Raw genomic sequence first — 20,668 nt, 5'->3', positions numbered from 1 at the left:
CTCTCACGCTGTTCGCGCCGGTCCGGGGCCTTTACGAGGTTGTGGTCCCGGCGCGTTGGGATCGCGCCGAATCACCGATGCCTCGAACTGCTTGATCCAGGCCATGTGGCGCGGCGACCTGGACACCGCGATGTCGGGTGCCGAGCGCGCCAGGGCGATCGCGCAGTACGAAATGTCGTCTGGTGCACCGGATTCGATAAGGACACCGCGTGGATCGAGATCCCGATCACCGGCGACGACGGTTGGCCGGAACAGCAACGCGGGGTAGTCGCTTCCAGCCCCGGCCTGTACTTCGTCGGCCTGCCGTTCCAGTACGCCTTCGCCTCGGTCCTGATCGGCGGTGTCGGACGCGATGCCGAACGCGTCGCCCGGCATATCGCGCGACGGACCGCGGCGGGCATCGAGATGCGCAGCGAGCGCGGACGATCTACCGGATTCTCGGGCGCGAGGACGGCGGGCTGAGCTCATCGGCCTGCGATAGCGCGACGGGCACCGAAGTCACCTACCGGGACACCGGCGCGGTGCGCCCTGTCGCCGCTTCGACGTGGTCGGCGAGGGTGGTGAGGGCGGTGGAGCAGCTCGTGTCGAGGGTGAGGCTCGCCAAGTCGTCGGCACGCGTGTGGCCACGATTGAGGATGATCACCGGCTTGTCGTGTTTGGCGGCGTGTCGGGCAAATCGCAGGCCGGACATGACGGTGAGCGAGGAACCCGCGACGAGCAGCACGTCGGCGTCGTCGACGAGGGTGAAGGCGGCGGCGACGCGGTCGCGGGGGACGTTCTCGCCGAAGTAGACGATATCCGGCTTGAGCAGGCCGCCGCAGCGCTCGCAGTCGACCATGCGGAAATCGGCGGTGTCGGTGACCACCGCATCGGCGTCGGGGGCGACCTCGACACCGGTGACGGCGATGCGCGCGCCGAATCCCGGATTGGCCGCTTCGAGGCGTTCGGCGAGCGACATGCGTGAGATCAGGGCCTCGCAGCCGAGGCAGCGCACACGGGCGTAGGAACCGTGCAGATCCAGGACCCGGCGGTGGCCCGCCTTCGTGTGCAGTAGGTCGACGTTCTGGGTGATCAGCCCGGTGACCATGCCCAGCCGCTCCAGCCGGGCGAGTGCGCGATGCCCCGGGTTCGGGCGCGCGGCATCCATATGCCGCCAGCCGACGTGGTTGCGCGCCCAATAGCGCTGCCGGAAGACGGAATCGCCGACGAACTGCTGATAGGTCATCGGATTTCGCGGCGGCGACGCGGGGCCGCGGTAGTCCGGGATTCCGCTGTCGGTGGAGACGCCCGCGCCGGTCAGCACCGCTACCCGGCGGCCGTCGACCAGCGCGAACAGCCGCGCGAGAGCCGGATCCCGCTGGTCCGTTTCGGCGATCTCCGACATGGGTTTCAGGGTACGGCGGGCATGGCCGACGACACGGGGCCGGGCGATCACGCGACATCGCACCCTCACGTGGTAGACGTCACAGTAACCTCGCACCCTGCACAACCCGTGCGCACCGCAGGGCGCTCATATTGAGCAGAATGATCAGTGTAAAACTCACCTATTGATCACTTCGCACTTCAGCGACAGGATATCGGCAACAAATGCTCAACGATGCGAAGCGCCCGATCGGCGCCGAGCGGATGGGTGGATCTGTATGACCGAGCTCGCCGACCGCGAACTGATCCCAGCCCCCTACGACCTGGCCGACCGCTATCGCGTCGGCGCGGGCACCGTTGTCCTGACCGGCGTCCAGGCGATCGCCAGGCAGCTGGTCGAGCAGCATGTCCGCGATCTGCGTGCCGGACGCCGGATCGGCACCTTCGTCTCCGGCTATCAGGGCAGCCCCCTCGGCGGTGTCGACAAGATGCTGGCGGGCATGCCGAATGTGCTCGCCGAACACGACATCTGCTTCGTCCCGGGGTTGAACGAGGAACTGGCCGCCACCGCGGTCTGGGGTAGTCAGGGCGAACTACCCGCCGAGGCCGCGACACATGACGGCGTGGTCGGCGTCTGGTACGGGAAGGGCCCCGGCCTGGACCGGGCCACCGATGCACTGCGACACGCCAATATGTACGGCGCGAATGCGCGCGGCGGCATGCTCTTGCTGGTCGGCGACGATCCCGCGTCGAAGTCCTCCACGGTGCCCGCGGTCAGCGAACGTTCGCTGGCGGCGATGAACATTCCGGTGCTGTTCCCGCGTAATGCCCGCGAGATCATCACCATGGGCTTGCACGGGGTGGCGCTCTCACGCGCCTCCGGATGCCTGGTCGCACTGAAGATCGTGGCCGACGTCGCCGACGGCGCGTGGACCGTGGACGGCTCGGTGGGCGATATCGACCTCGTAGTTCCCGAGATCGAGTGGGAGGGAAGACCATTCGGTTATCTGCAGCGTCCGATGGCCGCGCCGACCGACAGCGTGATCGCCGAGGCCGATCTGTACGGCCCGCGCTGGGAATTGGTGAAGGCCTACAGTACCCGCAACAACCTGGATGTGATCGAGGTCGATCCGTCCCATGCCACGGTCGGGATCGCCGCCACCGGAACCACGTTCGACGCGGTCCGGCAGGCGCTGCTGGATCTCGGCGTCGACGACGCGGCACTATTGCACGCCGGGATACGGCTGCTGCGCGTCGGCATGCCGTTTCCCCTTGCCCCGGAACGGGTCCGGGAGTTCGCCACCGGACTCACCCACCTGGTGGTGGTCGAGGACAAGACCGCCTTCCTCGAAACCCAGATCCGCGAGATCCTGTACGGCACCGCCGCGCCGCCGCGGATCCTCGGCAAGCACGATGCCGAGGGCAGACCGCTGTTCGCCCAGGACGGCGAGCTCACCAGCGGCCGTATCCTCGCGCCGCTGCGCCGCGCGCTCGCGGGCCATCTGGAGATGAAACGCCCACTGCCACAGCCTCTCTCGCTGTCCGTGCTGCCCGCCAAGCGGGCCGCCTACTTCTGTAGCGGCTGCCCGCACAACCGTTCCACCGCGGTCCCGGATGGCTCGCTCGCCGGTGGCGGCATCGGTTGTCACACCATGGTGACCATGTCCGGTCGCGCCGACAGCAAGGTACTCGGACTGACCCAGATGGGTGGCGAGGGCGCCCAGTGGATCGGACAGGCACCGTTCACCCGGGTGCCGCATCTGTTCCAGAACATCGGCGACGGAACCTATTTCCACTCCGGACAGCTGGCGGTGCAGGCCTGTGTCACCGCCGGGGTGAATATCACCTTCAAGCTGCTCTACAACGATGTCGTCGCGATGACGGGCGCGCAGGACGCCCAGGGCGCGCTCGCGGTGCCGATGCTGACACATAAGCTCACCGTCGAGGGCGTACGCAAGATCATCGTCTGCGCCGACGAGCCGTCGAAGTACCGCAAGCGCGACCTGGCCGCGGGAACCCTACTGTGGCATCGCGATCGGCTCGACGAGGCGCAGCGCACCCTGCGCGAGATCCCCGGTGTCACCGTCCTCATCTACGACCAGCACTGCGCCGCCGACGCCCGTCGTCAGCGCAAGCGCGGCACCCTGCCGGTGCGGCGGACCCGGGTGGTCATCAACGAGGCGGTGTGCGAAGGCTGCGGCGATTGCGGCGTCAAGAGCAACTGCCTGTCCGTACAGCCGGTCGACACCGAATTCGGCCGCAAGACCCGCATCGATCAGACCTCCTGCAATACCGATTACAGCTGCTTGGACGGCGATTGCCCCTCCTTCGTGACGGTGGAGTTGCCGGAGCCGGGACAGACCCGGCGGGGCAAGCGGATGCGCCGCCAGGATCCGCCCTTGCTGCCCGACCGAGGACCAGCCGCACCGGCCTCGACGCAGAACGTCTTCCTGGCGGGCATCGGCGGCACCGGCATCGTCACGGTGAATCAGGTGCTGGCCACCGCCGCGCTACGAGCCGGATACGAGGTGGCGAGCCTGGATCAGATCGGACTGAGCCAGAAGGCCGGACCGGTCGTCTCGCACCTGCGTTTCGCGGCGGGTGCGCTGGAGCCCGCGAACCGGTTGACCCCGGGTTCGGCCGACTGCATCGTGGCCTTCGATCTGCTGGCCGCCGCCGACGCCAAGAACCTGGCCTACGGGTCGAAGGCCGCCACCCTGTCGGTCGCCTCCACAAGTAAGACGCCGACCGGCGATATGGTCTACGACAAGGATGTCGCGTACCCGGAGACCGACGGGCTGCTCGCCCGCCTGGAGCAGGTGTCACATACGGTCCGCTCCTTCGATGCGGCGGCCGCGGCCGAGATGCTCTTCGGCAATACCGCCGCCGCGAACTTCCTATTGGTCGGCGCCGCATACCAGCTCGGCGGCCTCCGCCTGCCCGCCACCGCGATCGAGGAGGCCATCGAGATCAACGGCGTCGCGGTGGCCGCGAATATCGCCGCCTTCCGGTGGGGCCGCGCCGCGATCGCCCGCCCGGACGAATTCGCCGCCGCGACGACCCGGCAGCACTCGCGACGCGCCGAGATCACCATTCCGGAGGACCTTTTCGCGGGTCTGACCGCGACCGGTGAGACCCGCCGCCGCGTGGAACTGCGCGCCAAGGAGCTGATCGGCTTTCAGGGCGTGCGGATCGCGCGCGGATATGTGCAGACGGTGCAACGCATCTGGGAGGCGGAACGGGCCGCCACCGATCGCACCGAATTCAGCGCGGAAACGGCGCAGGGCCTGTACAAGTTCACCGCGTACAAGGACGAGTACGAGGTGGCCCGCCGCCTCACCGACCCGGCCTTCCTGGCCGAGGTCACCGATCAGCTCCCCGACGGCGCGAACCTCACCTACCGCCTGCACCCGCCGGTGCTGCGCGCGATGGGACGTAAGAAGAAGATCGGCATCGGTCCGCGCGGCCACATCGCCCTGCGGCTGCTGGCCAAGGGGAAGCGGCTGCGCGGCACCGCGTTCGACCCGTTCGGATACGCCCATGTCCGGCGGGTGGAACGCGCACTGCTCGCGCATTACACCGAGATGGTGACGGCGCTCGCCGCGGATCTCGATCCGTCGAATTACGATCGCGCGCTCGAGGCGGCCGGCCTCACCGATATCGTCCGCGGGTACGAGGACGTCAAGCTGGCCACTGTGGAGCTCTACCGGGATCGTCTGCGCGGTCTCGGCATCGAGCCGCCGCCGGTGTAATCCACCATCGCGGCTCGGGGTCCGCGGGTAGTCGCCCGCGGGCCCCGATCCGTTTCCGCGCCGGGATATCACGCCCCACGGCGACGCGCGGGCATCAGCGCGCGCAGATCGCGCCAACGGCCCCGGTGAGAACCGTCAGACCATGCTCGATTTCCTCGTCCGTAATCGTCAGCGGGGGAAGCAGTTTGATCACTTCATCCTCCGAACCGGACGTCTCCACCAGCAACCCGCGTTCGAAGGCTAGCCGGCACACCTTGGCCGCCTGCGACGCGTCCTCGAAGACCAGACCCTGCACCAGTCCCCGGCCGCGGGTAGACAGGCCGGGGTGGGTGCCCGCCACTTCGGCGAGCACGGCGCGGACCCGCTCGCCCTTCGCCGTGGTCGCCGCCTCCAGCGCGCCGTCGGACCAGTACCGTTCCAGCGCGACCCGCGCGGTGACGAACGCGGCGTTATTGCCGCGGAAGGTTCCGTTGTGCTCACCCGGCGCCCACTGATCCAGTTCCGGCCGGAACAGCACCAGCGCCATCGGAAGTCCGTAGCCGCCGATCGATTTGGACAGCGTCACGATATCCGGGGTGATGCTCGCGACCTCGAAGGAGAAGAACGGTCCGGTCCGGCCGCAGCCCATCTGGATATCGTCGACGATCAGCAGGATGCCACGCGCGGCGCACACCTCGGCCAGCTGCCGCAACCAGGAGGCGCGCGCGACATTCACCCCGCCCTCACCCTGCACCGTTTCGACGATCACCGCGGCCGGCTTGTCCAGGCCGGACGACGAATCGTCGAGCGCCCGGCGCATCCAGCGCAGGTCGTCGTCGCCGTCGAGGTAGCCGTCGTAGGGCATGGGCGCGACATGCACCAGCGGTATGCCCGCCCCGGCCCGCTTGGCCGCATTGCCGGTCACCGACAGCGCGCCGAGCGACATGCCGTGAAAGGCGTTGGTGAAGTTGAGGATCGTCTGCCTGCCGGTGACCTTGCGCGCCAGTTTGAGCGCCGCCTCCACCGCATTGGCTCCGGTCGGGCCGGGGAACTGCACCTTGTAATCGAGGCCGCGCGGGGTGAAGACCAGATCGCGCAGTGTCTCCAGCAGCCTGCGTTTGGCCACCGTCGACATGTCCAACCCGTGCGTGATCCCGTCGCCCGCGATGTACTCGAGCAGCGCGCGTTTCAGGATCGGATTGTTGTGGCCGTAGTTCAGCGAGCCCGCACCCGCGAAGAAGTCCAGGTAGTCGCGGCCGTGCTCGTCGCGCAGCCAGCTGCCGCTCGCGGTGTCGAAGACGGTGGGCCAGGACCGGCAGTAGCCGCGAACATTCGATTCGAGTGTTTCGAAAACGGTCATCTCGGCGACAGTCATCGGCGTTCCTTCCTGTCGGGCACGAGCAGCTCCACCGCCTCAGAACGACGATCCGCCAATCTGAAGTGACTGCGTTTCTAACACTGACGCGTCAGCTGTGTAGCGCTTTTCGAAAAATCGCGCGGATACCTACCGCGTGTCCGTACCGCCGCACTAAAGTTGACTCCTTGTGCGCGGCGGTGCAGAGGGGGCGGGAAGACTTGCCGTGGCCATGCACGCGTGGCGGACGATCCGGGTGTACGCACAACTCGCCGTGGCCGGATTCCGCCGACAGTCGCAATACAAGTTGGCGATGTTCGCCGGACTGTTCACCAACTGCGTCTTCGGTCTGGTCCGGGCGGCGGTGATGCTGGCCGCGGTGCGCGCCGCGGGCGACTTCGGCGGATACGACGAAGGCACCATCGGCGCGTACGTGTGGCTGTCCCAGGGACTGCTCGGCGCGATGCAGTTCATGGGCCCGCCACTGGAATTGGTCGATCGGGTGAAGACCGGCGACGTCGCCATCGATTTCCTGCGCCCGGTCGACATCCAACTCGGTTATCTCGCGACCGATCTCGGGCGCGCCGCGTGCACCGTCATCCCGCGCGGCGTCCCCAGCGTCGTGTTCGGCTTTCTCACATTCGGACTCGCGATGCCGCACACACCCGGCCCCTATCTGCTGGGTTTGCTCGCGGTGTTCCTGGCCGTTGCCCTGTCGTTCCTGTCGTTATTCGCTGTTGGCCTGATCGGGTTCTGGGTGGTGGAAACCCGTGGCATTCGGGTGCTATACCAGATTTGCGGCACGTTTCTGGCCGGGCTGTTCGTGCCGGTCCACATGTTCCCGGACTGGCTGCGCACCGTCGCGCACGCCACCCCGTTTCCATCGATTCTGCAGGCTCCGATCGACATTCTGTCCGGCCGGGTCGTCGGAATGGATGCGATAGCGGTTGTTGCCACACAGGTGGTTTGGGTGTTGCTGGTCGGCCTGGCCGGCCGGGTGCTGCTGGCGGCGGGGCGCCGCAGGCTGGAGGTGCAGGGTGGCTGAGCCGCCGCTTGTGACCACACCGGCCGGTACCTGGTTCACCCCGTACGCCGCGGTGCTTCGCTCCCGCATGCGCGCCCAACGGGCGTACCGATTGTCCTTCGCCAGCGAGGTTTTCAGCGCCTTCCTGATCGGCTTGGTCGAATTCGCCGAGGTCTGGGTCATTTTCCACACCGTGGAGGTGCTCGGCGGACTCGATCTGAACGGCGCGCTCCTTCTGTTCGGGTTGAGCAACACCACCTTCGCGCTGGCCCAGGTTCTGGTCGGACACCTGGATTCCCTGCCGACCCTGATCCGGCTCGGCACCCTCGATGCCTTCCACCTACGCCCGCAGCCGCTGCTGCTGCAACTGATCACCAGCGATATCTCGCTGCGCCGCTTCGCCAGGGCGGCGGTCGCCGTCGTGGTACTCGGCCTCGGGCTCATCCGGAACGATATCGACTGGGGTCCCGACACTTTCGCGCTCCTGTCGCTGACACTGGTCGGGGGCATCCTGTTGTTCAGCGGCATCTTCGTCTGCGCCGCCGGGCTGCAATTCTTCCTGATCGACGGCGCCGAACTGACGAACAGCTTCACCTACGGCGGGTCCTTCGCCGCGATGCAGCCCGCCTCGGTCTTCCCCGTGCCGCTGAAACTCCTGTTCGGTTTCGCGATCCCGGTCGCCTTCACGGCGTACCTGCCCACCATCGCCCTGCTTCGACTACCCGGCCCCCCGCTGCTGCCCTCATGGCTCGCGTGGCTGACACCGGTCGCGACGCTCTGGGTATGGCTGCTCGCGCTCGGCTTGTGGCGAATCGGCACTCGGCACTACCAGGGAGGTGGCGGATAAGCGTGGCGGATACCGACTTATCGGATGCGATCATCGACATCGACAACCTGACACGGGAATTCATCCTGTATCGCAAGAACGGCCGCCGGTGGCGCAGGCAGCGCGACACCCTCACCGCGGTCGACGGCATGACCTTTCGGATCGAGCGCGGCGCCGCGGTGGGCTATATCGGCGCCAACGGTGCGGGCAAGTCGACCACCATCAAGATGCTGACGGGCATCCTGGTTCCCACCTCGGGCACCGTGCGCACCTGTGGCCTGGAGCCGGTCCGGCAGCGCCGCAGGCTCGCCTCCCGGATCGGCGTGGTCTTCGGGCAACGGTCACAGCTGTGGTGGGATCTTCCACTGCGCGAATCGTTCTCGATCCTGGCCGCGATCCACCGGCTCGATCCGGATATCACCCGCAAACGCACCTACGAACTCGTCGAGCAACTGGAGATGGCCGAAACCCTGGATACCCCGGTGCGTCAGCTCTCGCTCGGGCAACGGATGCGCGCCGAGGTCGCCGCCGCCCTGTTGCATTCCCCCGAACTCGTGATCCTGGACGAACCGACCATCGGCCTGGATGTGCTGTCCAAACAGCGACTACGCGAATTCCTGCGAGCCGAACGCGTCGATCGCGGCACCACGCTGCTGCTCACCACCCACGATATGGGCGATATCGAACGCCTCTGTGACCGAGTGCTTGTGGTCGATCACGGCAGTCTGGTCTACGACGGGTCGCTACCCGGGCTCGGCGCCACGGTGGGCGCTCGCCGGGTGCTGGTGGTGGATCTGGCCGAGCCGACACCGGACCTGGTCGATCTGCCGTGCCCGGCCGAATTGCTCACCAGTGAGGCCGATGGAATGCGGCAACGGCTGGCCTTCGACGCCGAAACCACCACGGCGGCACAGTTGCTCGCCGCCGTGTCGGACCGCGCCGAGGTGCGCGATCTATCGATCGAAGAACCCGAAATAGAGGATGTCGTCCGGCGCATATACGAATCCGCCCGTTGATCCGATCAACGGGCGGATTCGCATTATTACGTTGTCCGTCGCCTGGCCACCACCCCTCAGCGAGTCGCTGCGCGACGCTGTCGTGAATGGCGTCGGCGTCGATTCAGGGTTCGCGCGGACCCTGGTCGAGCCGGAACGGCGGGTATTCATCGCGCAGCAGCGCGGCGTAGGCCGTTACCCGCAGCGCCCACCGGTTCGCACCCATCGAGAAATCGAATAGGCCCGTCGGGTATCGGCCGGTGAACAGGAGCGCCACCACCGCGAGCAAGGCCAGGATGGAAAGCAACGACGGCCAGGAAACGGCGTAGTCCTCGGAAACGAGGTAGTAGCCGCCGACGAAGACCGTGACCACCAGGTAGTGCGGGATGACCAGCAACCACCATTTGACCAGCACCAGGCCGCGATGCAATCGCTCGGGGTAGTCGACCTCCACATCGGCCGGATAGTCCGCATTCGCCTCCAGGCTGAAGGGCGGGTACTTGTCGGTGCCGAGCGGCGACCACGCGTAGAAACCCACCCGCCAGCCCCAGCGGATGACACCGACGGCGAAATCGAAGAGGCCCCGCGGATACTTCCCGGTGAACAGGATCGCGAAGAATGCGATCACCGTCACGACGAACCACCCGATGTACAGGAAGAACAGCACAATGTAGTGCGGAATGGCCAGGATCCATTTGACCAGCCACATCCATCGGGACAGCCCGGGATCCAGATCACCTCTGACGCGGATCGGATTTGCGGGGCTGACCGGCTTTTCGAGTTCCATTTCCATGATCGACGCTCCTTCCGGGCGCTTCGATGCAGCGGCGAACCGTTGAGCAATGTCCAAATTGTCCCGTATTCAGCGGACGACCGCACCACGATCCGATACCAACACGCCAACGAAATCCGGCACGGCGTCGGCCGTGTCACGCGATCGCGTGGGGCCCGTCACCGGGCCCCACGCCGCCCGGGTTGCATCGGGCCGCCACGACAGGAAATACTGGCCGGTTGTTCGAATTCCATTGTCTCGGGGGGAGTCCCATGATGCGTAAGTCCCGTCCTGTCGTGCTGATCGTCGGTATCGCACTGATCGCCGCGCTGGTGTTGACCATGAGTGGCTGCGGTAAGAGCAAGAAGAAGCGGCATTCCCACTCGTCCGGGCCGGTCGCCACGACGACGACGGCACGTCAGTTCCGGGATTGCGAGGAGGCATGGGCGGCGGGCCGCGCACCGGTCAAGCGCGGTGACAGCGGCTACTCGCCCGCGCTGGACAAGCTCGACGGCAAGGAGGACGGCACCGCGTGCGCGGCGCGACCGAGCACGCGCCCGACGACTCCGATGCGCACACCGACCAGGACGCGTTAGCCGTCCCACGGCTGGGACGGTGCTCGGCGCCGGGCTTGTACTATCGGCAGACGTGAGGTCCAACGCCGTGCGAATCCCCGGTCTCCGGGTGCTCGTCGCGCTGGCGTTCGCCACCTGGGTCCTGGTCATGGCGTTCCCGGATTGTCATCTGTTCCCGAGCAACACGAGCGCCGACCACGCCCATATCGAGAGCGACGGTCCGGCGCCGGCGTCACGCCTCGCCGTCGGGCTCGGTGTAGATCCGCATCAACATGTCACCGAAACCGACCGGCATCTGACCCCCGATGCCATGCCGGCCGCCTTGCCGCGCAATGATTCGGCGCTGGTCATTCTGCTGCTGATCGCGACCGCCCTGGTCGTCGGCGCCGCGCCGCAGGCCATGGCCCTCGGTCACGCCTTGCGTGCGCCGCCGGGACATCCACCCGCCGCGAGCGGCCGGGACATCCTCATTCGATTCGGTATCGCCCGGAACTGATCGGCCAGCGTCAGGCCGACGCTTGCCGGGGCTCGGCCGGTGTTCGTGCGTTTCCCGCACCCGCACCTCGCTGCCCATCAGCGACCCGAACAGAATCGACGATTTCCCATGCCCGCTGCCCTGGAAATGAACACTGCCCTGGAACGATCCGTACTCCCGAGTCCGGCCGGGCTGTTGACCACCGCTCAACGCTGCCCGCGCCCGGCCACCATGGTCGGCAACACCCCCGTGCTGTGGATCACCGAACCGCTGGCCCCGGCGCCGAATTCGGCGCTCGCACCGGTCGGCCGTGGCTTCTGGGCCAAACTCGAAGGCGCCAATCCCGGCGGTATGAAGGACCGGCCCGCGCTGCATATGGTCGAACGCGCGACCGCCCGCGGCGAGTTGACCCCTGGCGCACCGATCATCGAATCCACCAGCGGCACCCTCGGTTCGGGGCTGGCGTTGGCGGGTATGGTGCACCGTCATCCGATCACGCTGGTCACCGACCCCGGTCTGGAACCGCTGATGCGGCAAATGCTCGCCGCCTACGGCGCCAGAGTGGAGCAGGTCACCCAGCCGCATCCGACCGGCGGCTGGCAGCAAGCCCGGCGCGATCGCGTCGCCGAACTGCTGGCCGACGACCCGCGGGCCTGGTGCCCGGATCAGTACCGCAATCCCGATAACCGGGATGCCTATGAAGGTCTGGCCCTGGAATTGGTCGCGCAGTTGGGCCGAGTGGATGTGCTGGTCTGCTCGGTGGGCACCGGCGGCCACTCCGCGGGCATCTCCCGGGTGCTGCGCCGCTACTTTCCGGATCTGCGGCTGGTCGGCGTGGACACCGTGGCCTCGACCATCTTCGGCCAGCCCGCCGGGCCGCGACTGATGCGCGGGCTCGGTTCCAGCATTCTTCCGGAGAATGTCGACTATTTCGCCTTCGATGAGATCCATTGGGTGGCACCGGCGGAAGCGGTGCGGGTCTGCCGGACCCTGGCCGCGACGCACCACGCCAGCGGCGGCTGGAGCGTCGGCGCGGTAGCGCTGGTGGCGGGCTGGCTGGCCCGGGTCAGCGATCCCGACGTGCGCATCGCGGCGGTCTTCCCCGATGGCCCGCTGCGCTACTTCGACACCGTCTACAACGACGAGTACTGCCGTGCGCACGGTCTGCTCGATGGCGAGCCACCGGTCGAACCGGCGACGATCGAGCATCCGGCGGCCGCGGCGGTGCACTCGTGGACTCGCTGCACCACCATCGTCGATCCCAGGTCGCTCGCGGTCTCGACTGCCGCGCGGGTGGCCGGGCCGCAGACCGACGAACAGTACGTGTCCGCGGAAGGGGCGACCCGATGACCGGTCCGCGTCGCCCCGGCCCGGTGTCCGAGACATCCGGGCCCTCCGGCAGGGTATCCGGCGTGTTCGCCACCTACCGCAGCTTCAACCGGCCCAGCCGGATGCTGATGATCAACCAGTTCGCCATCAACACCGGCTTCTTCATGCTGATGCCCTACCTGGCCGGCTATCTGGCGGGTCCACTCGGGCTGGCGGCATGGGCGATCGGGCTGGTGCTCGGTATCCGGAACTTCTCCCAGCAGGGCATGTTCCTGGTCGGCGGCACGCTGGCGGACCGGCTCGGCTACAAGCCGCTGATCGTGACCGGATGTCTGCTGCGCACCGGAGGTTTCGCGCTACTGGCCTTCGCGGACACCCTACCCGCGCTACTGATCGCCTCGGCGGCAACGGGATTCGCGGGCGCACTGTTCAATCCGGCGGTGCGCGCCTACCTCGCGGTGGATTCCGCCGACCGGAGGGTCGAAGCGTTCGCGGTATTCAATATCTTCTACCAGGCGGGCATCCTGTTCGGCCCGATCGTCGGACTGGCGTTGATGGCCTTCGACTTCCGGACCACCGCGGCGGGCGCCGCCGTGGTCTTCGGCCTGCTCACCGTGGCTCAGCTGCGCGCCCTGCCGCAGCACCGCGCGGAGCCGAGAACCGCTTCGGTGCTCGATGATTGGCGAATAGTGCTGGCCAACCGTCCGTTCCTGCTGTTCGCCGCGGCGATGATCGGCTGCTATGTGCTGTCGTTCCAGGTCTATCTGGCGCTGCCGATGCAGGCCGCCCGCATTGTCGGGGCCGATTCCGCCGCGACGACGCTGATGACCGCGGTGTTCGTGGTCTCCGGCGTGATCGCCATCGCCGGTCAGTTGCGCATCACCCGGTGGTTCGGCGAACGTTGGGGCCGCCAGCGGAGTTTGGTGTTCGGCATGGCGATCCTGGCCGCCGCCTTCGTTCCGCTGCTGCTGGTGCCGGGGACCGGTCTGGGCGTACCGGCCGCCATCGGAGCCCTCCTGATGACCGCCGCGATTCTCGGAATCGGTGCGGCGGCGGTGTTTCCGTTCGAAATGGATACCGTGGTCGCGCTCTGCGGCGATCGGCTGGTGGCGACCCACGACGGGCTGTACAACACCATCGTCGGGGTCGGCATTCTGCTCGGCAATCTCGGCACCGGCACCGTGCTGGACGCGGCTCGCACCGCGGGCATGAGCGCACTGGCGTGGGCGGGTCTCATCGCGATCGGCGCCGCCGCGGCCACCGGATTATACATACTGGCCCGGACCGGACGGCTGGCAGCCCCGGTGCCGGTGGGATAGGCGGCGGGATCGCGCGGGGTGCCCTCGACCGGGCTCTCCGCGCGACGCCCAGCCGGCATACAGGGTGCCGACACAGCGCCGACCGGGGTGATACGCGGCTCAGCCCGGAGCCTGGCCGGTGGCCGAGTACAGGCTCACTTCGCCTTCCTCACTGAGGAAGGCGTTCACCAGCATGATCCGATTGGCATGCAGCTCATCCGAATCCGGTGCGCGGGTGGTGATGGAGATCTGCGGAATCGACGCCCAGTTCACCACGTAGCGCTCGGGTGGGCCGTCGTCATCGGACAGACGGGCCAATCGGAACACCGAGACCGTCTTGCGAACCATGAGGGTGCGCACGACCTCGGCGATTCGCTCGGGGTCTTCCAACGCGAACATAAAGCCGAATGTCAACTCGGGCGAGGACACGTAGGCGGGCACGAATACCGAGGCTAGCCCATCACACGCGGCTACGCAGCCTCCGCCCCGCAACGGTTGCTGCCCATGCGCTCACGACCGCGTCGATACGTTCAGTACCGATGCTCATGAATCCGTCCTCATGGCTCATAAATCTGCCTACGCCGGATAAAGCGGCTTTTGTGTGACCGATCCGTAACGGACCATAACGATTTCCAGGCAGCTCATAGTTTTTTACACGATACGGTTGCGCGGTTCCGACCAGCGCGCTTTCCTGAAAGAGTCCCGATTTCTCGGGCCGTCTCCCTCATCGCATCGTCGCGGATTTCCCGGTTTCTTTGCCGTGCTGGTGGACTGTGTGGGGGCGTCCGGGCTCGGGGCTGCGCCGGAGCCGAGGGGTGCCCCTCCCCGAAATCCTCCTCGGCCCTGGCGTATCCACAGTCGAATCGTTACCGCAGGGGCGTGCACTATGCCTACCGAATACGCCGAGAGCCGTATCGGAGCCGGCGAGCTGCCACAACGAACAGCGCTGTTGCGCGCATTCCGCGAACCCGGCGACCCGAACCGCCGCAGGCACCGGGTGCTGGAGGCCGCTCACGAACTGGTCGAATGCCATGAACGCAGGCGCCGCACGCTACAGGCGGCACATCTACCGGGCGCCTCCAGCAACCGGGTCGCGGCCTGTAGTCAGTTGCTCGAAGACATCGATCGGCGCCGCGCCGAATTGGTCGGCCGCATCGACGACTGGGTCGCCGCCAATATCGCGCACCGCGCCGGCGCCTCGCTGCATACCGAGACACTCGGCGCGGTGATCGATCGGTTGGCGGCGAAATGGATTGTGGCACAACAATCTCTGGGAGCAACGGCACGGGCCGTGCCGCCCCATCCACTACAGCTGGACGGTGACGCCCACCTACAGTGGACCCGGCTGGCCGAATTGGCCGACGGTTACCAGGATTTGATCACCGACGTGACCGAACACCGACGGCGACTGCCGGTCTGGTGATCGGTCACCCCGGGACGTCACCTGGGCTCGTCGAGCTCCGATTCGACCACCTCGGCCTCGACGAACGGCGCCGCGGTCGGCGCGACCTCGGTCTCGCCCGCGTCATAGTCCGCATCGACGCGATCGACCCGATGCTCCGCCGCATCCTTGCGCGCGGCGGCCGCGGCCTCGTTCATCTCGATCGCGTCGGTAATCCACTCGCCGATCTCGCGGGTCACCTCGGCGACGGTGCCCGTGATGATATTGGCAATATTGCCGACGTGCCTGGCTCCGGAGGAAGTTAATTCCTGAATCAAATCCTTGTTGCTTTCGAATTTCCCGATCATTCACACGCCCACTTCGGTTGCCTTCCGCTGACGCATCACGATAACACCGGGAGATGGGTCACTCTCGACGAAGGCGGGCGGCAGCGCGAGCTTGAAAATCTTCCGCCACACCGAGCCGATCTGCTTACGCAACGGGCCGGTGTTGTACGGCAGGCCGTACTTCTCGCACAATCGGCGAACCTCCGGCGCCATCTCCGGATACCGGTTCGCGGGCAGATCCGGGAACAGATGGTGTTCGATTTGATGCGACAAATTTCCGGACATGATATGGAAAAGCTTGCCGCCGGAAATATTCGCCGAGCCGAGCATCTGCCGCACGTACCACTCGCCGCGGGTCTCCTCGGCGGTCTCCTCTTCGGTGAACGTCTGTACGCCCGACGGGAAGTGTCCGCAGAAGATGATCGAGTAGGCCCAGACGTTACGCACCAGGTTCGCGGTGATGTTTCCGGCCAGGGTGCTCACGAACAGCGGACCCGACAGCACCGGGAAGACGACGTAGTCCTTGAGGACCTGCCTGCCCGCCTTGCGCCATTGTCCCCGCACCAACTTCTTGATATCGGCCCAGGAGCGCTTGCCACGCACGATGTTCTCGACCTCGAGGTCATGCCCCATGACGCCCCACTCGAACAGCATCATCAGGCCGAATGCGTAGATCGGGTTGCCAAGGCGCAGCAGGTTCCACTTCTGCGCCTCATCGATGCGCAGGATGCCGTAGCCGATGTCGCGGTCCTTGCCGTGGATATTGGTGAAGGTGTGGTGCATGTAGTTGTGCGAATGCCGCCACTGGTCGGCCGGGCAGACGGTATCCCATTCGAACTCGCGGGAATTCAGGTCCGGTTCACGCATCCAGTCGTACTGGCCGTGCATGACATTGTGGCCGATCTCCATATTGTCCAGGATTTTGGAAACGCTCAGCGCCGCGACCGCGGCCAGCCAGAACGGCGGCAGGAAGCCGAGGTACATCAGGCCGCGGCCCGCGATCTCGAAACCGCGCTGCGCCTTGATGATCGAGTAGATGTAATCGCGGTCGCGCTCGCCGAGATCGGCGACGATGCGGGCGCGCAGGTCGTCGAGTGCCTTGCCGAGCTCTTCGACCTGATCCGGGCTCAGGACCAGCGGTCCTTCCCTGGTCTCGGTGAGGATGGTCATAACTATTCCCCTGTCATTGTCTTGTTGTCAGATATCGATCTCGACGTCGCCCACGGGGGCGTTGACGCACAGCTGGATGGGCTGATCGGGATCACTGTCGGTCTCGCCGGTGCGCAGGTTGCGGGTGCAGCCGGTGCGCCGAACCGCCGTGCAGGAGAAGCAGATCCCCATCCGGCAGCCGTATTCCGGATCGAGTCCGGCGGCCTCGGCCTGCTCCAGCAGCGTGGCCCCGGTATTCGCGGCGCTGACCCCGCTGCCGGAGAAGTTCACCGTGCCGTGCGCCTCGCCGAGATCGACCGGCGCCGGTGACAGCGTGAACTCCTCGGTGTGCAGCCGGTCGGCCAGCTGCTCGGCCTCGAAGATTTTGCGCGCCGCGTCCATCAGCGGCCGCGGACCGCAGACGAAGGTCTGCGCGTCGGCGAACCAGGGTGCTACCCGCTCCAGTTCGTCGTAGTCGAAATACCCGCCTCCGCTGAGCTCCCCGCAGACCCGCAGGCCTGCCGGGCCGTGCGCGTCGGTCGCACGCCGACCCGGATAGCGCAGCTCGATGCGGAAACTCTTGTGCGCCTGGGCGATCGCGTCCAGTTCGGCGCGATGCGGAACCAGCACCGGCGATTTCGCGTAGTGCAGGAAGACCAGCTCACCGGGGTAGCCCTCGGCCGCCAATGTCTGCAGCATGGACAGCACCGGGGTGATGCCGCTGCCGCCGCTGACCAGCAGGATGCGCTCGGGGCGCAGCTCGGGCAGTGCGAAGGTGCCACCGGCCGGTGTCAGGTCGACCACCATGCCCGGGACGGCATGGTGGTGCAGGTACTGCGACACCAGCCCACCGCGATGGGCCTTGATGGTCAACTGGATGTGCCGGTCCCGTCTGCCTTCGGGATTAACCGGCGAGTAGCACCTGGTGTGGCGCACACCGTCGATCACCACACCGATCTGGACATACTGGCCGGCGATATGACCACGCCAGTGCCGGGTCGGGCGCAGGGTCAGCGTCACCGACCCGGGGGTCGAACGGCGCACATGGGTGATCTCGGCCCGCATCTGCCGGGCGGTCAGCGTGGGGCGGACGAGTTCCAGGTAGCGGTCGAGCGGATGCGGTGTGGTCAGGGTCTGCACCAGATCGATGAGGTCCACCATTCGGTTCTCCGTGCCTCTTGTCGGGCTGCGGCGTGCGACGAGATTTTCAGTGCACGCCTGTACACTCAACTAGTGTGACCGATGGACAGGGTCCGGTGTCAACCGGCAAATTATGTGACCCGAACTACATCCTTGGCATGGACGAATGGTGAACGGATGTATGCTCACCGTGATGACTGAGCAGGCTGGGACCCGAATCGAGCGCAAGGAGCGCACCCGGCAGGCCCTGCTGGACGGCACTCTCGCACTGGCCGCCGACCGCGGGTTCGCCGCATTGAGCCTGCGTGAGATCGCCCGCTCGGCCGGTATCGTGCCGACCGCCTTCTACCGCCACTTCGCGTCACTGGACGATCTCGGCGCGACCCTGGTCGACGAGGGTGTGACCGCACTGCGCCTCGCGCTGCGCGAGGTGCGGCGCAACCCGGATGCGAGCCTGGCCGCGACGGTGCGGTTCGTCTTCGATCAGGTCGTGCCGAAACGCGACCTCTTCGGCTTCCTCACCCGCGAGCGGCACGGGGGTTCCGCGGCCCTGCGCCAGGCCATCGCCATGGAACTACAGCTCATCGTGCGCGAGCTGGTCGCCGACCTTTCCCGGGTGCCTGCCCTCGATGCCTGGAGCCCCCGGGATCTGGAGATCGCCGCGGATCTACTCGTCGGCACCGTCACCGACGGCATCGCCGCGTATGTCTCCGCCACCCCGCGTGACGAGCAGTTCATCATCGACCGCTCGGTGCAGCAGGTCCGCCTCATCGCCCTCGGCATGGGCGCCTGGTGGCCGCCGAAGGAGCGGTGAATCGGCAGGTCGAGGTCATGACGGCCACGCCCACTCCGCGTCGGCCACGCCCGACCACAGCCACAGCGCGCGTCAGGTCCGCGCGCGGTCCGGCGCACGCACCGGAAGCAGCACCGCCAGGCCGACGGCCAGCACCACCAGCAGGCCGAGGATGCCCGCGCGTTCGGCGTCGAAAATCCAGACGAACAGCCCGAAAAGGCTTGGCGCCAGGAACGATGCGGCGCGACCTGTGGTGGTGTACAAGCCGAACAGCTGACCTTCCCGGCCGGGCGGTGCGAGCCGAGTGAGGAAGGATCGCGCCGAAGCCTGGGCGGGGCCGACGAAGACGGTCAGCAGTAGCCCGAATACCCAGAACAGCAGCGGGCCGGAGACGATAAGCAGTGCGATGCCGCAGAGCACCATGCCGGCCAGCGATACCACGATCACCCGCTTCGGGCCGATCCGGTCGTCGAACCGCCCCGCGACGATCGCGCCGAGGGCGGCAACGATATTCGCGGCGATGCCGAACAGTAGTACATCGGAGTCGGCGATGCCGTACACCCGGACCGCGAGCACCGCGCCGAAGGTGAAGACACCGGCCAGGCCATCGCGGAACACCGCGCTGGCCAACAGGAATCCGACCGTCCGCCGATCGGTGATCCACAACTCGCGTAGGTCCCGCCACAGCACCCGGTAGGACCCGAAGAACCCGGCGCTCGCGGCGCCCGGATCGGCGTCGGTACGCGGCAGTTCGGGCACCGCGAGCAGTACCGGCAGCGCGAATGCCGCGAACCAGACCGCGGCCAGGACGGCAACCAGCCGGATATTCAGCCCGTCGTCGGTGGGCACACCGAGCAGGCCACGATTGTCACCGTCCCCGGCGATGAACCCGAAATAGCAGATCAGCAGCAGGAAGATACCGCCGAAATAGCCCATTGCCCAGCCGAATCCGGAGACCCGCCCGACGGTGGCCGGCGTGGACACCTGCCGGAGCATGGCGTTGTAGGGCACACCCGCCAGCTCGAAGACGGTCGAGCCGAACGCCAGCAGCACCAGGCCGAGCCACAGATCGTGGTAGTCGTCGTGCACGAAGAACAGGCCGGTCATCGCGAGGATGGTCAGCCCGGTCAGCATGCCCAGTGCGCGTTTACGTTTCGCGGCGGCGTCGAACCACTGTCCGCTGATCGGCGCGGTCAGCGCGACGATCACGCCCGCGATGGCGATGGCCCAGCCCAGCCAGGAACTCGCCCGGATACCGCCGGGCAGATCGTCACCGACCTTATCGGTGAGATAGACCGAGAAGACGAAGGTCAGGATGACGGCCTGGAATGCGGAGGATCCCCAATCCCACAGCCCCCATGCCCACACCTGCCCGCGCCCGGCGGCCTGCCCAATGGTCGCCTCGGCGTTCACCTCGGTCATGCCGCGCAGCCTAATGGGGATCCGGCCGCTGAGCGGGGCAACACTCGAGATCAGACTGGGCTATGCAATCAGTTGCATAGTACCGGGCGTCACGACTACTCTGTCGGCATGGCACTCGAGCACGCCTTGCTGGTATCGCTGACCGAGCGCGCCGGCTCGGGCTATGAGCTGGCGCGCCGCTTCGACAAGTCCATCGGCTACTTCTGGAGCGCCACCCACCAGCAGATCTACCGGGTCCTCAAGCGCATGGAGGAATCCGGGTGGCTGGACTGCGAGAGGGTGGCCCAGGAGGGCAAGCCCGATAAGAAGGTCTACTCGGTGAACGAGGCGGGCCGCGCCGAACTGGCCCGCTGGATCGCCGCACCCACCGATACCGATATGCCACGCAATGAGCTCGGTGTGAAGATCCGCGCGGCCGCGCACGGTGATATCGGCGCGCTGCTCACCGAGGTGGCCCGGCATCGCGACCAGCACGCACAGCGGCTGGAAGTGTTCCAGCTCATCGAAAAACGCGACTTCCCCGTACCGGATCAGCTCTCCGGTACGCCCTTGCACCAGTACCTCGTCCTGCGCGCGGGCATCCGCGTGGAGTCGGGGTTCATCGAATGGTGCGACGAGGTTCTGCAAGCCCTACGACCGCGCGCATCAGCCCCGCGCGCGGTCTCCGATGGAGAAAGTTGATACTCGCCGATGAG

At 66.8% G+C, this 20,668-nt stretch carries 20 protein-coding genes; 12 read left to right on the top strand and 8 right to left on the bottom strand.

What is annotated here, in order from left to right:
- Positions 1 to 105: 105 nt before the first annotated feature.
- Positions 106 to 462 (top strand): hypothetical protein, encoded by a 357-nt coding sequence (locus tag AB0H61_RS10320; protein WP_357301506.1) that lies wholly within the window; start codon positions 106 to 108, stop codon positions 460 to 462.
- Between the two features lie 40 nt (positions 463 to 502).
- On the opposite strand, the gene AB0H61_RS10315 is transcribed toward AB0H61_RS10320, so the two are convergent.
- Entirely contained in the window at positions 503 to 1,384 is an 882-nt protein-coding gene (locus tag AB0H61_RS10315; protein ID WP_357301503.1) for an NAD-dependent protein deacetylase, read from the bottom strand.
- Positions 1,385 to 1,640: 256 nt separating this feature from the next.
- Here AB0H61_RS10315 and AB0H61_RS10310 point away from each other — a divergent pair, with 256 nt between their 5' ends.
- Complete coding sequence (locus tag AB0H61_RS10310; protein WP_357301501.1) at positions 1,641 to 5,114, top strand: indolepyruvate ferredoxin oxidoreductase family protein; 3,474 nt, start codon at positions 1,641 to 1,643, stop codon at positions 5,112 to 5,114.
- Between the two features lie 94 nt (positions 5,115 to 5,208).
- Here the strand turns inward: AB0H61_RS10310 and ectB are convergent, their stop codons facing one another.
- On the bottom strand, positions 5,209 to 6,468 hold the full coding sequence (gene ectB, locus AB0H61_RS10305; RefSeq protein ID WP_357301498.1) for a diaminobutyrate--2-oxoglutarate transaminase: 1,260 nt from the start codon (positions 6,466 to 6,468) through the stop codon (positions 5,209 to 5,211).
- A 211-nt stretch (positions 6,469 to 6,679) separates the two neighbouring features.
- On the opposite strand from ectB, the gene AB0H61_RS10300 reads away from it, so the two are divergent.
- From AB0H61_RS10300 to AB0H61_RS10290, 3 genes are read left to right on the top strand one after another with little or no spacing between them, the layout of a single operon-like run.
- Positions 6,680 to 7,492 (top strand): ABC-2 family transporter protein, encoded by an 813-nt coding sequence (locus tag AB0H61_RS10300; RefSeq protein ID WP_357302265.1) that lies wholly within the window; start codon positions 6,680 to 6,682, stop codon positions 7,490 to 7,492.
- On the top strand, positions 7,485 to 8,318 hold the full coding sequence (locus AB0H61_RS10295; RefSeq protein WP_357301495.1) for an ABC-2 family transporter protein: 834 nt from the start codon (positions 7,485 to 7,487) through the stop codon (positions 8,316 to 8,318). Before AB0H61_RS10300 ends, AB0H61_RS10295 begins: the two co-directional genes overlap by 8 nt.
- A 2-nt stretch (positions 8,319 to 8,320) precedes the next feature.
- Positions 8,321 to 9,313: an ATP-binding cassette domain-containing protein gene (locus tag AB0H61_RS10290; RefSeq protein WP_357301492.1), complete on the top strand. Its 993-nt coding sequence runs from the start codon at positions 8,321 to 8,323 to the stop codon at positions 9,311 to 9,313.
- 103 nt (positions 9,314 to 9,416) lie between these two features.
- Here the strand turns inward: AB0H61_RS10290 and AB0H61_RS10285 are convergent, their stop codons facing one another.
- Entirely contained in the window at positions 9,417 to 10,085 is a 669-nt protein-coding gene (locus AB0H61_RS10285) for a DUF4389 domain-containing protein (RefSeq protein ID WP_357301490.1), read from the bottom strand.
- Between the two features lie 251 nt (positions 10,086 to 10,336).
- Here AB0H61_RS10285 and AB0H61_RS10280 point away from each other — a divergent pair, with 251 nt between their 5' ends.
- From AB0H61_RS10280 to AB0H61_RS10265, 4 genes are all read left to right on the top strand, one after another.
- The gene (locus AB0H61_RS10280; RefSeq protein WP_357301487.1) at positions 10,337 to 10,660 is read left to right on the top strand and encodes an excalibur calcium-binding domain-containing protein; all 324 of its coding nucleotides are present in this window, start codon (positions 10,337 to 10,339) and stop codon (positions 10,658 to 10,660) included.
- A 52-nt stretch (positions 10,661 to 10,712) separates the two neighbouring features.
- Positions 10,713 to 11,135 (top strand): hypothetical protein, encoded by a 423-nt coding sequence (locus AB0H61_RS10275; RefSeq protein ID WP_357301486.1) that lies wholly within the window; start codon positions 10,713 to 10,715, stop codon positions 11,133 to 11,135.
- Positions 11,136 to 11,261: 126 nt separating this feature from the next.
- Positions 11,262 to 12,464, top strand: coding sequence for a PLP-dependent cysteine synthase family protein (locus tag AB0H61_RS10270; RefSeq protein WP_357302262.1), 1,203 nt, complete (start codon positions 11,262 to 11,264; stop codon positions 12,462 to 12,464).
- A gap of 101 nt (positions 12,465 to 12,565) precedes the next feature.
- Complete coding sequence (locus AB0H61_RS10265) at positions 12,566 to 13,762, top strand: MFS transporter (RefSeq protein WP_357302260.1); 1,197 nt, start codon at positions 12,566 to 12,568, stop codon at positions 13,760 to 13,762.
- A 99-nt stretch (positions 13,763 to 13,861) separates the two neighbouring features.
- On the opposite strand, the gene AB0H61_RS10260 is transcribed toward AB0H61_RS10265, so the two are convergent.
- Positions 13,862 to 14,182 (bottom strand): hypothetical protein, encoded by a 321-nt coding sequence (locus tag AB0H61_RS10260; RefSeq protein WP_357301483.1) that lies wholly within the window; start codon positions 14,180 to 14,182, stop codon positions 13,862 to 13,864.
- A gap of 445 nt (positions 14,183 to 14,627) precedes the next feature.
- On the opposite strand from AB0H61_RS10260, the gene AB0H61_RS10255 reads away from it, so the two are divergent.
- Positions 14,628 to 15,164 (top strand): DUF4254 domain-containing protein, encoded by a 537-nt coding sequence (locus AB0H61_RS10255; protein WP_357301481.1) that lies wholly within the window; start codon positions 14,628 to 14,630, stop codon positions 15,162 to 15,164.
- Positions 15,165 to 15,181: 17 nt separating this feature from the next.
- Here AB0H61_RS10255 and AB0H61_RS10250 read toward each other — a convergent pair whose 3' ends face one another.
- From AB0H61_RS10250 to AB0H61_RS10240, 3 genes are read right to left on the bottom strand one after another with little or no spacing between them, the layout of a single operon-like run.
- A complete protein-coding gene (locus tag AB0H61_RS10250) occupies positions 15,182 to 15,490 on the bottom strand; it encodes a hypothetical protein (protein WP_357301479.1) in 309 nt (102 codons plus the stop codon).
- A complete protein-coding gene (locus tag AB0H61_RS10245) occupies positions 15,491 to 16,639 on the bottom strand; it encodes an acyl-CoA desaturase (RefSeq protein WP_357301476.1) in 1,149 nt (382 codons plus the stop codon).
- A gap of 27 nt (positions 16,640 to 16,666) precedes the next feature.
- The gene (locus AB0H61_RS10240; protein ID WP_357301474.1) at positions 16,667 to 17,779 is read right to left on the bottom strand and encodes a ferredoxin reductase; all 1,113 of its coding nucleotides are present in this window, start codon (positions 17,777 to 17,779) and stop codon (positions 16,667 to 16,669) included.
- Positions 17,780 to 17,951: 172 nt separating this feature from the next.
- Between AB0H61_RS10240 and AB0H61_RS10235 the strand changes: the two genes are divergently transcribed.
- Positions 17,952 to 18,572: a TetR family transcriptional regulator gene (locus AB0H61_RS10235; RefSeq protein WP_357301471.1), complete on the top strand. Its 621-nt coding sequence runs from the start codon at positions 17,952 to 17,954 to the stop codon at positions 18,570 to 18,572.
- A 72-nt stretch (positions 18,573 to 18,644) separates the two neighbouring features.
- Here AB0H61_RS10235 and AB0H61_RS10230 read toward each other — a convergent pair whose 3' ends face one another.
- Positions 18,645 to 19,973 carry an MFS transporter gene (locus AB0H61_RS10230; protein ID WP_357301467.1) on the bottom strand — a complete coding sequence of 443 codons (1,329 nt, stop codon included), beginning with the start codon at positions 19,971 to 19,973 and terminating at the stop codon, positions 18,645 to 18,647.
- A 108-nt stretch (positions 19,974 to 20,081) separates the two neighbouring features.
- Here AB0H61_RS10230 and AB0H61_RS10225 point away from each other — a divergent pair, with 108 nt between their 5' ends.
- On the top strand, positions 20,082 to 20,654 hold the full coding sequence (locus AB0H61_RS10225) for a PadR family transcriptional regulator (protein ID WP_357301464.1): 573 nt from the start codon (positions 20,082 to 20,084) through the stop codon (positions 20,652 to 20,654).
- The last annotated feature ends 14 nt before the right edge of the window (positions 20,655 to 20,668 follow it).

Origin of the sequence: Nocardia sp. NPDC050710, assembly GCF_040654375.1 — a bacterium.
GTDB lineage: Bacteria > Actinomycetota > Actinomycetes > Mycobacteriales > Mycobacteriaceae > Nocardia.
This window is presented reverse-complemented; position numbering and strand designations above follow the sequence as displayed.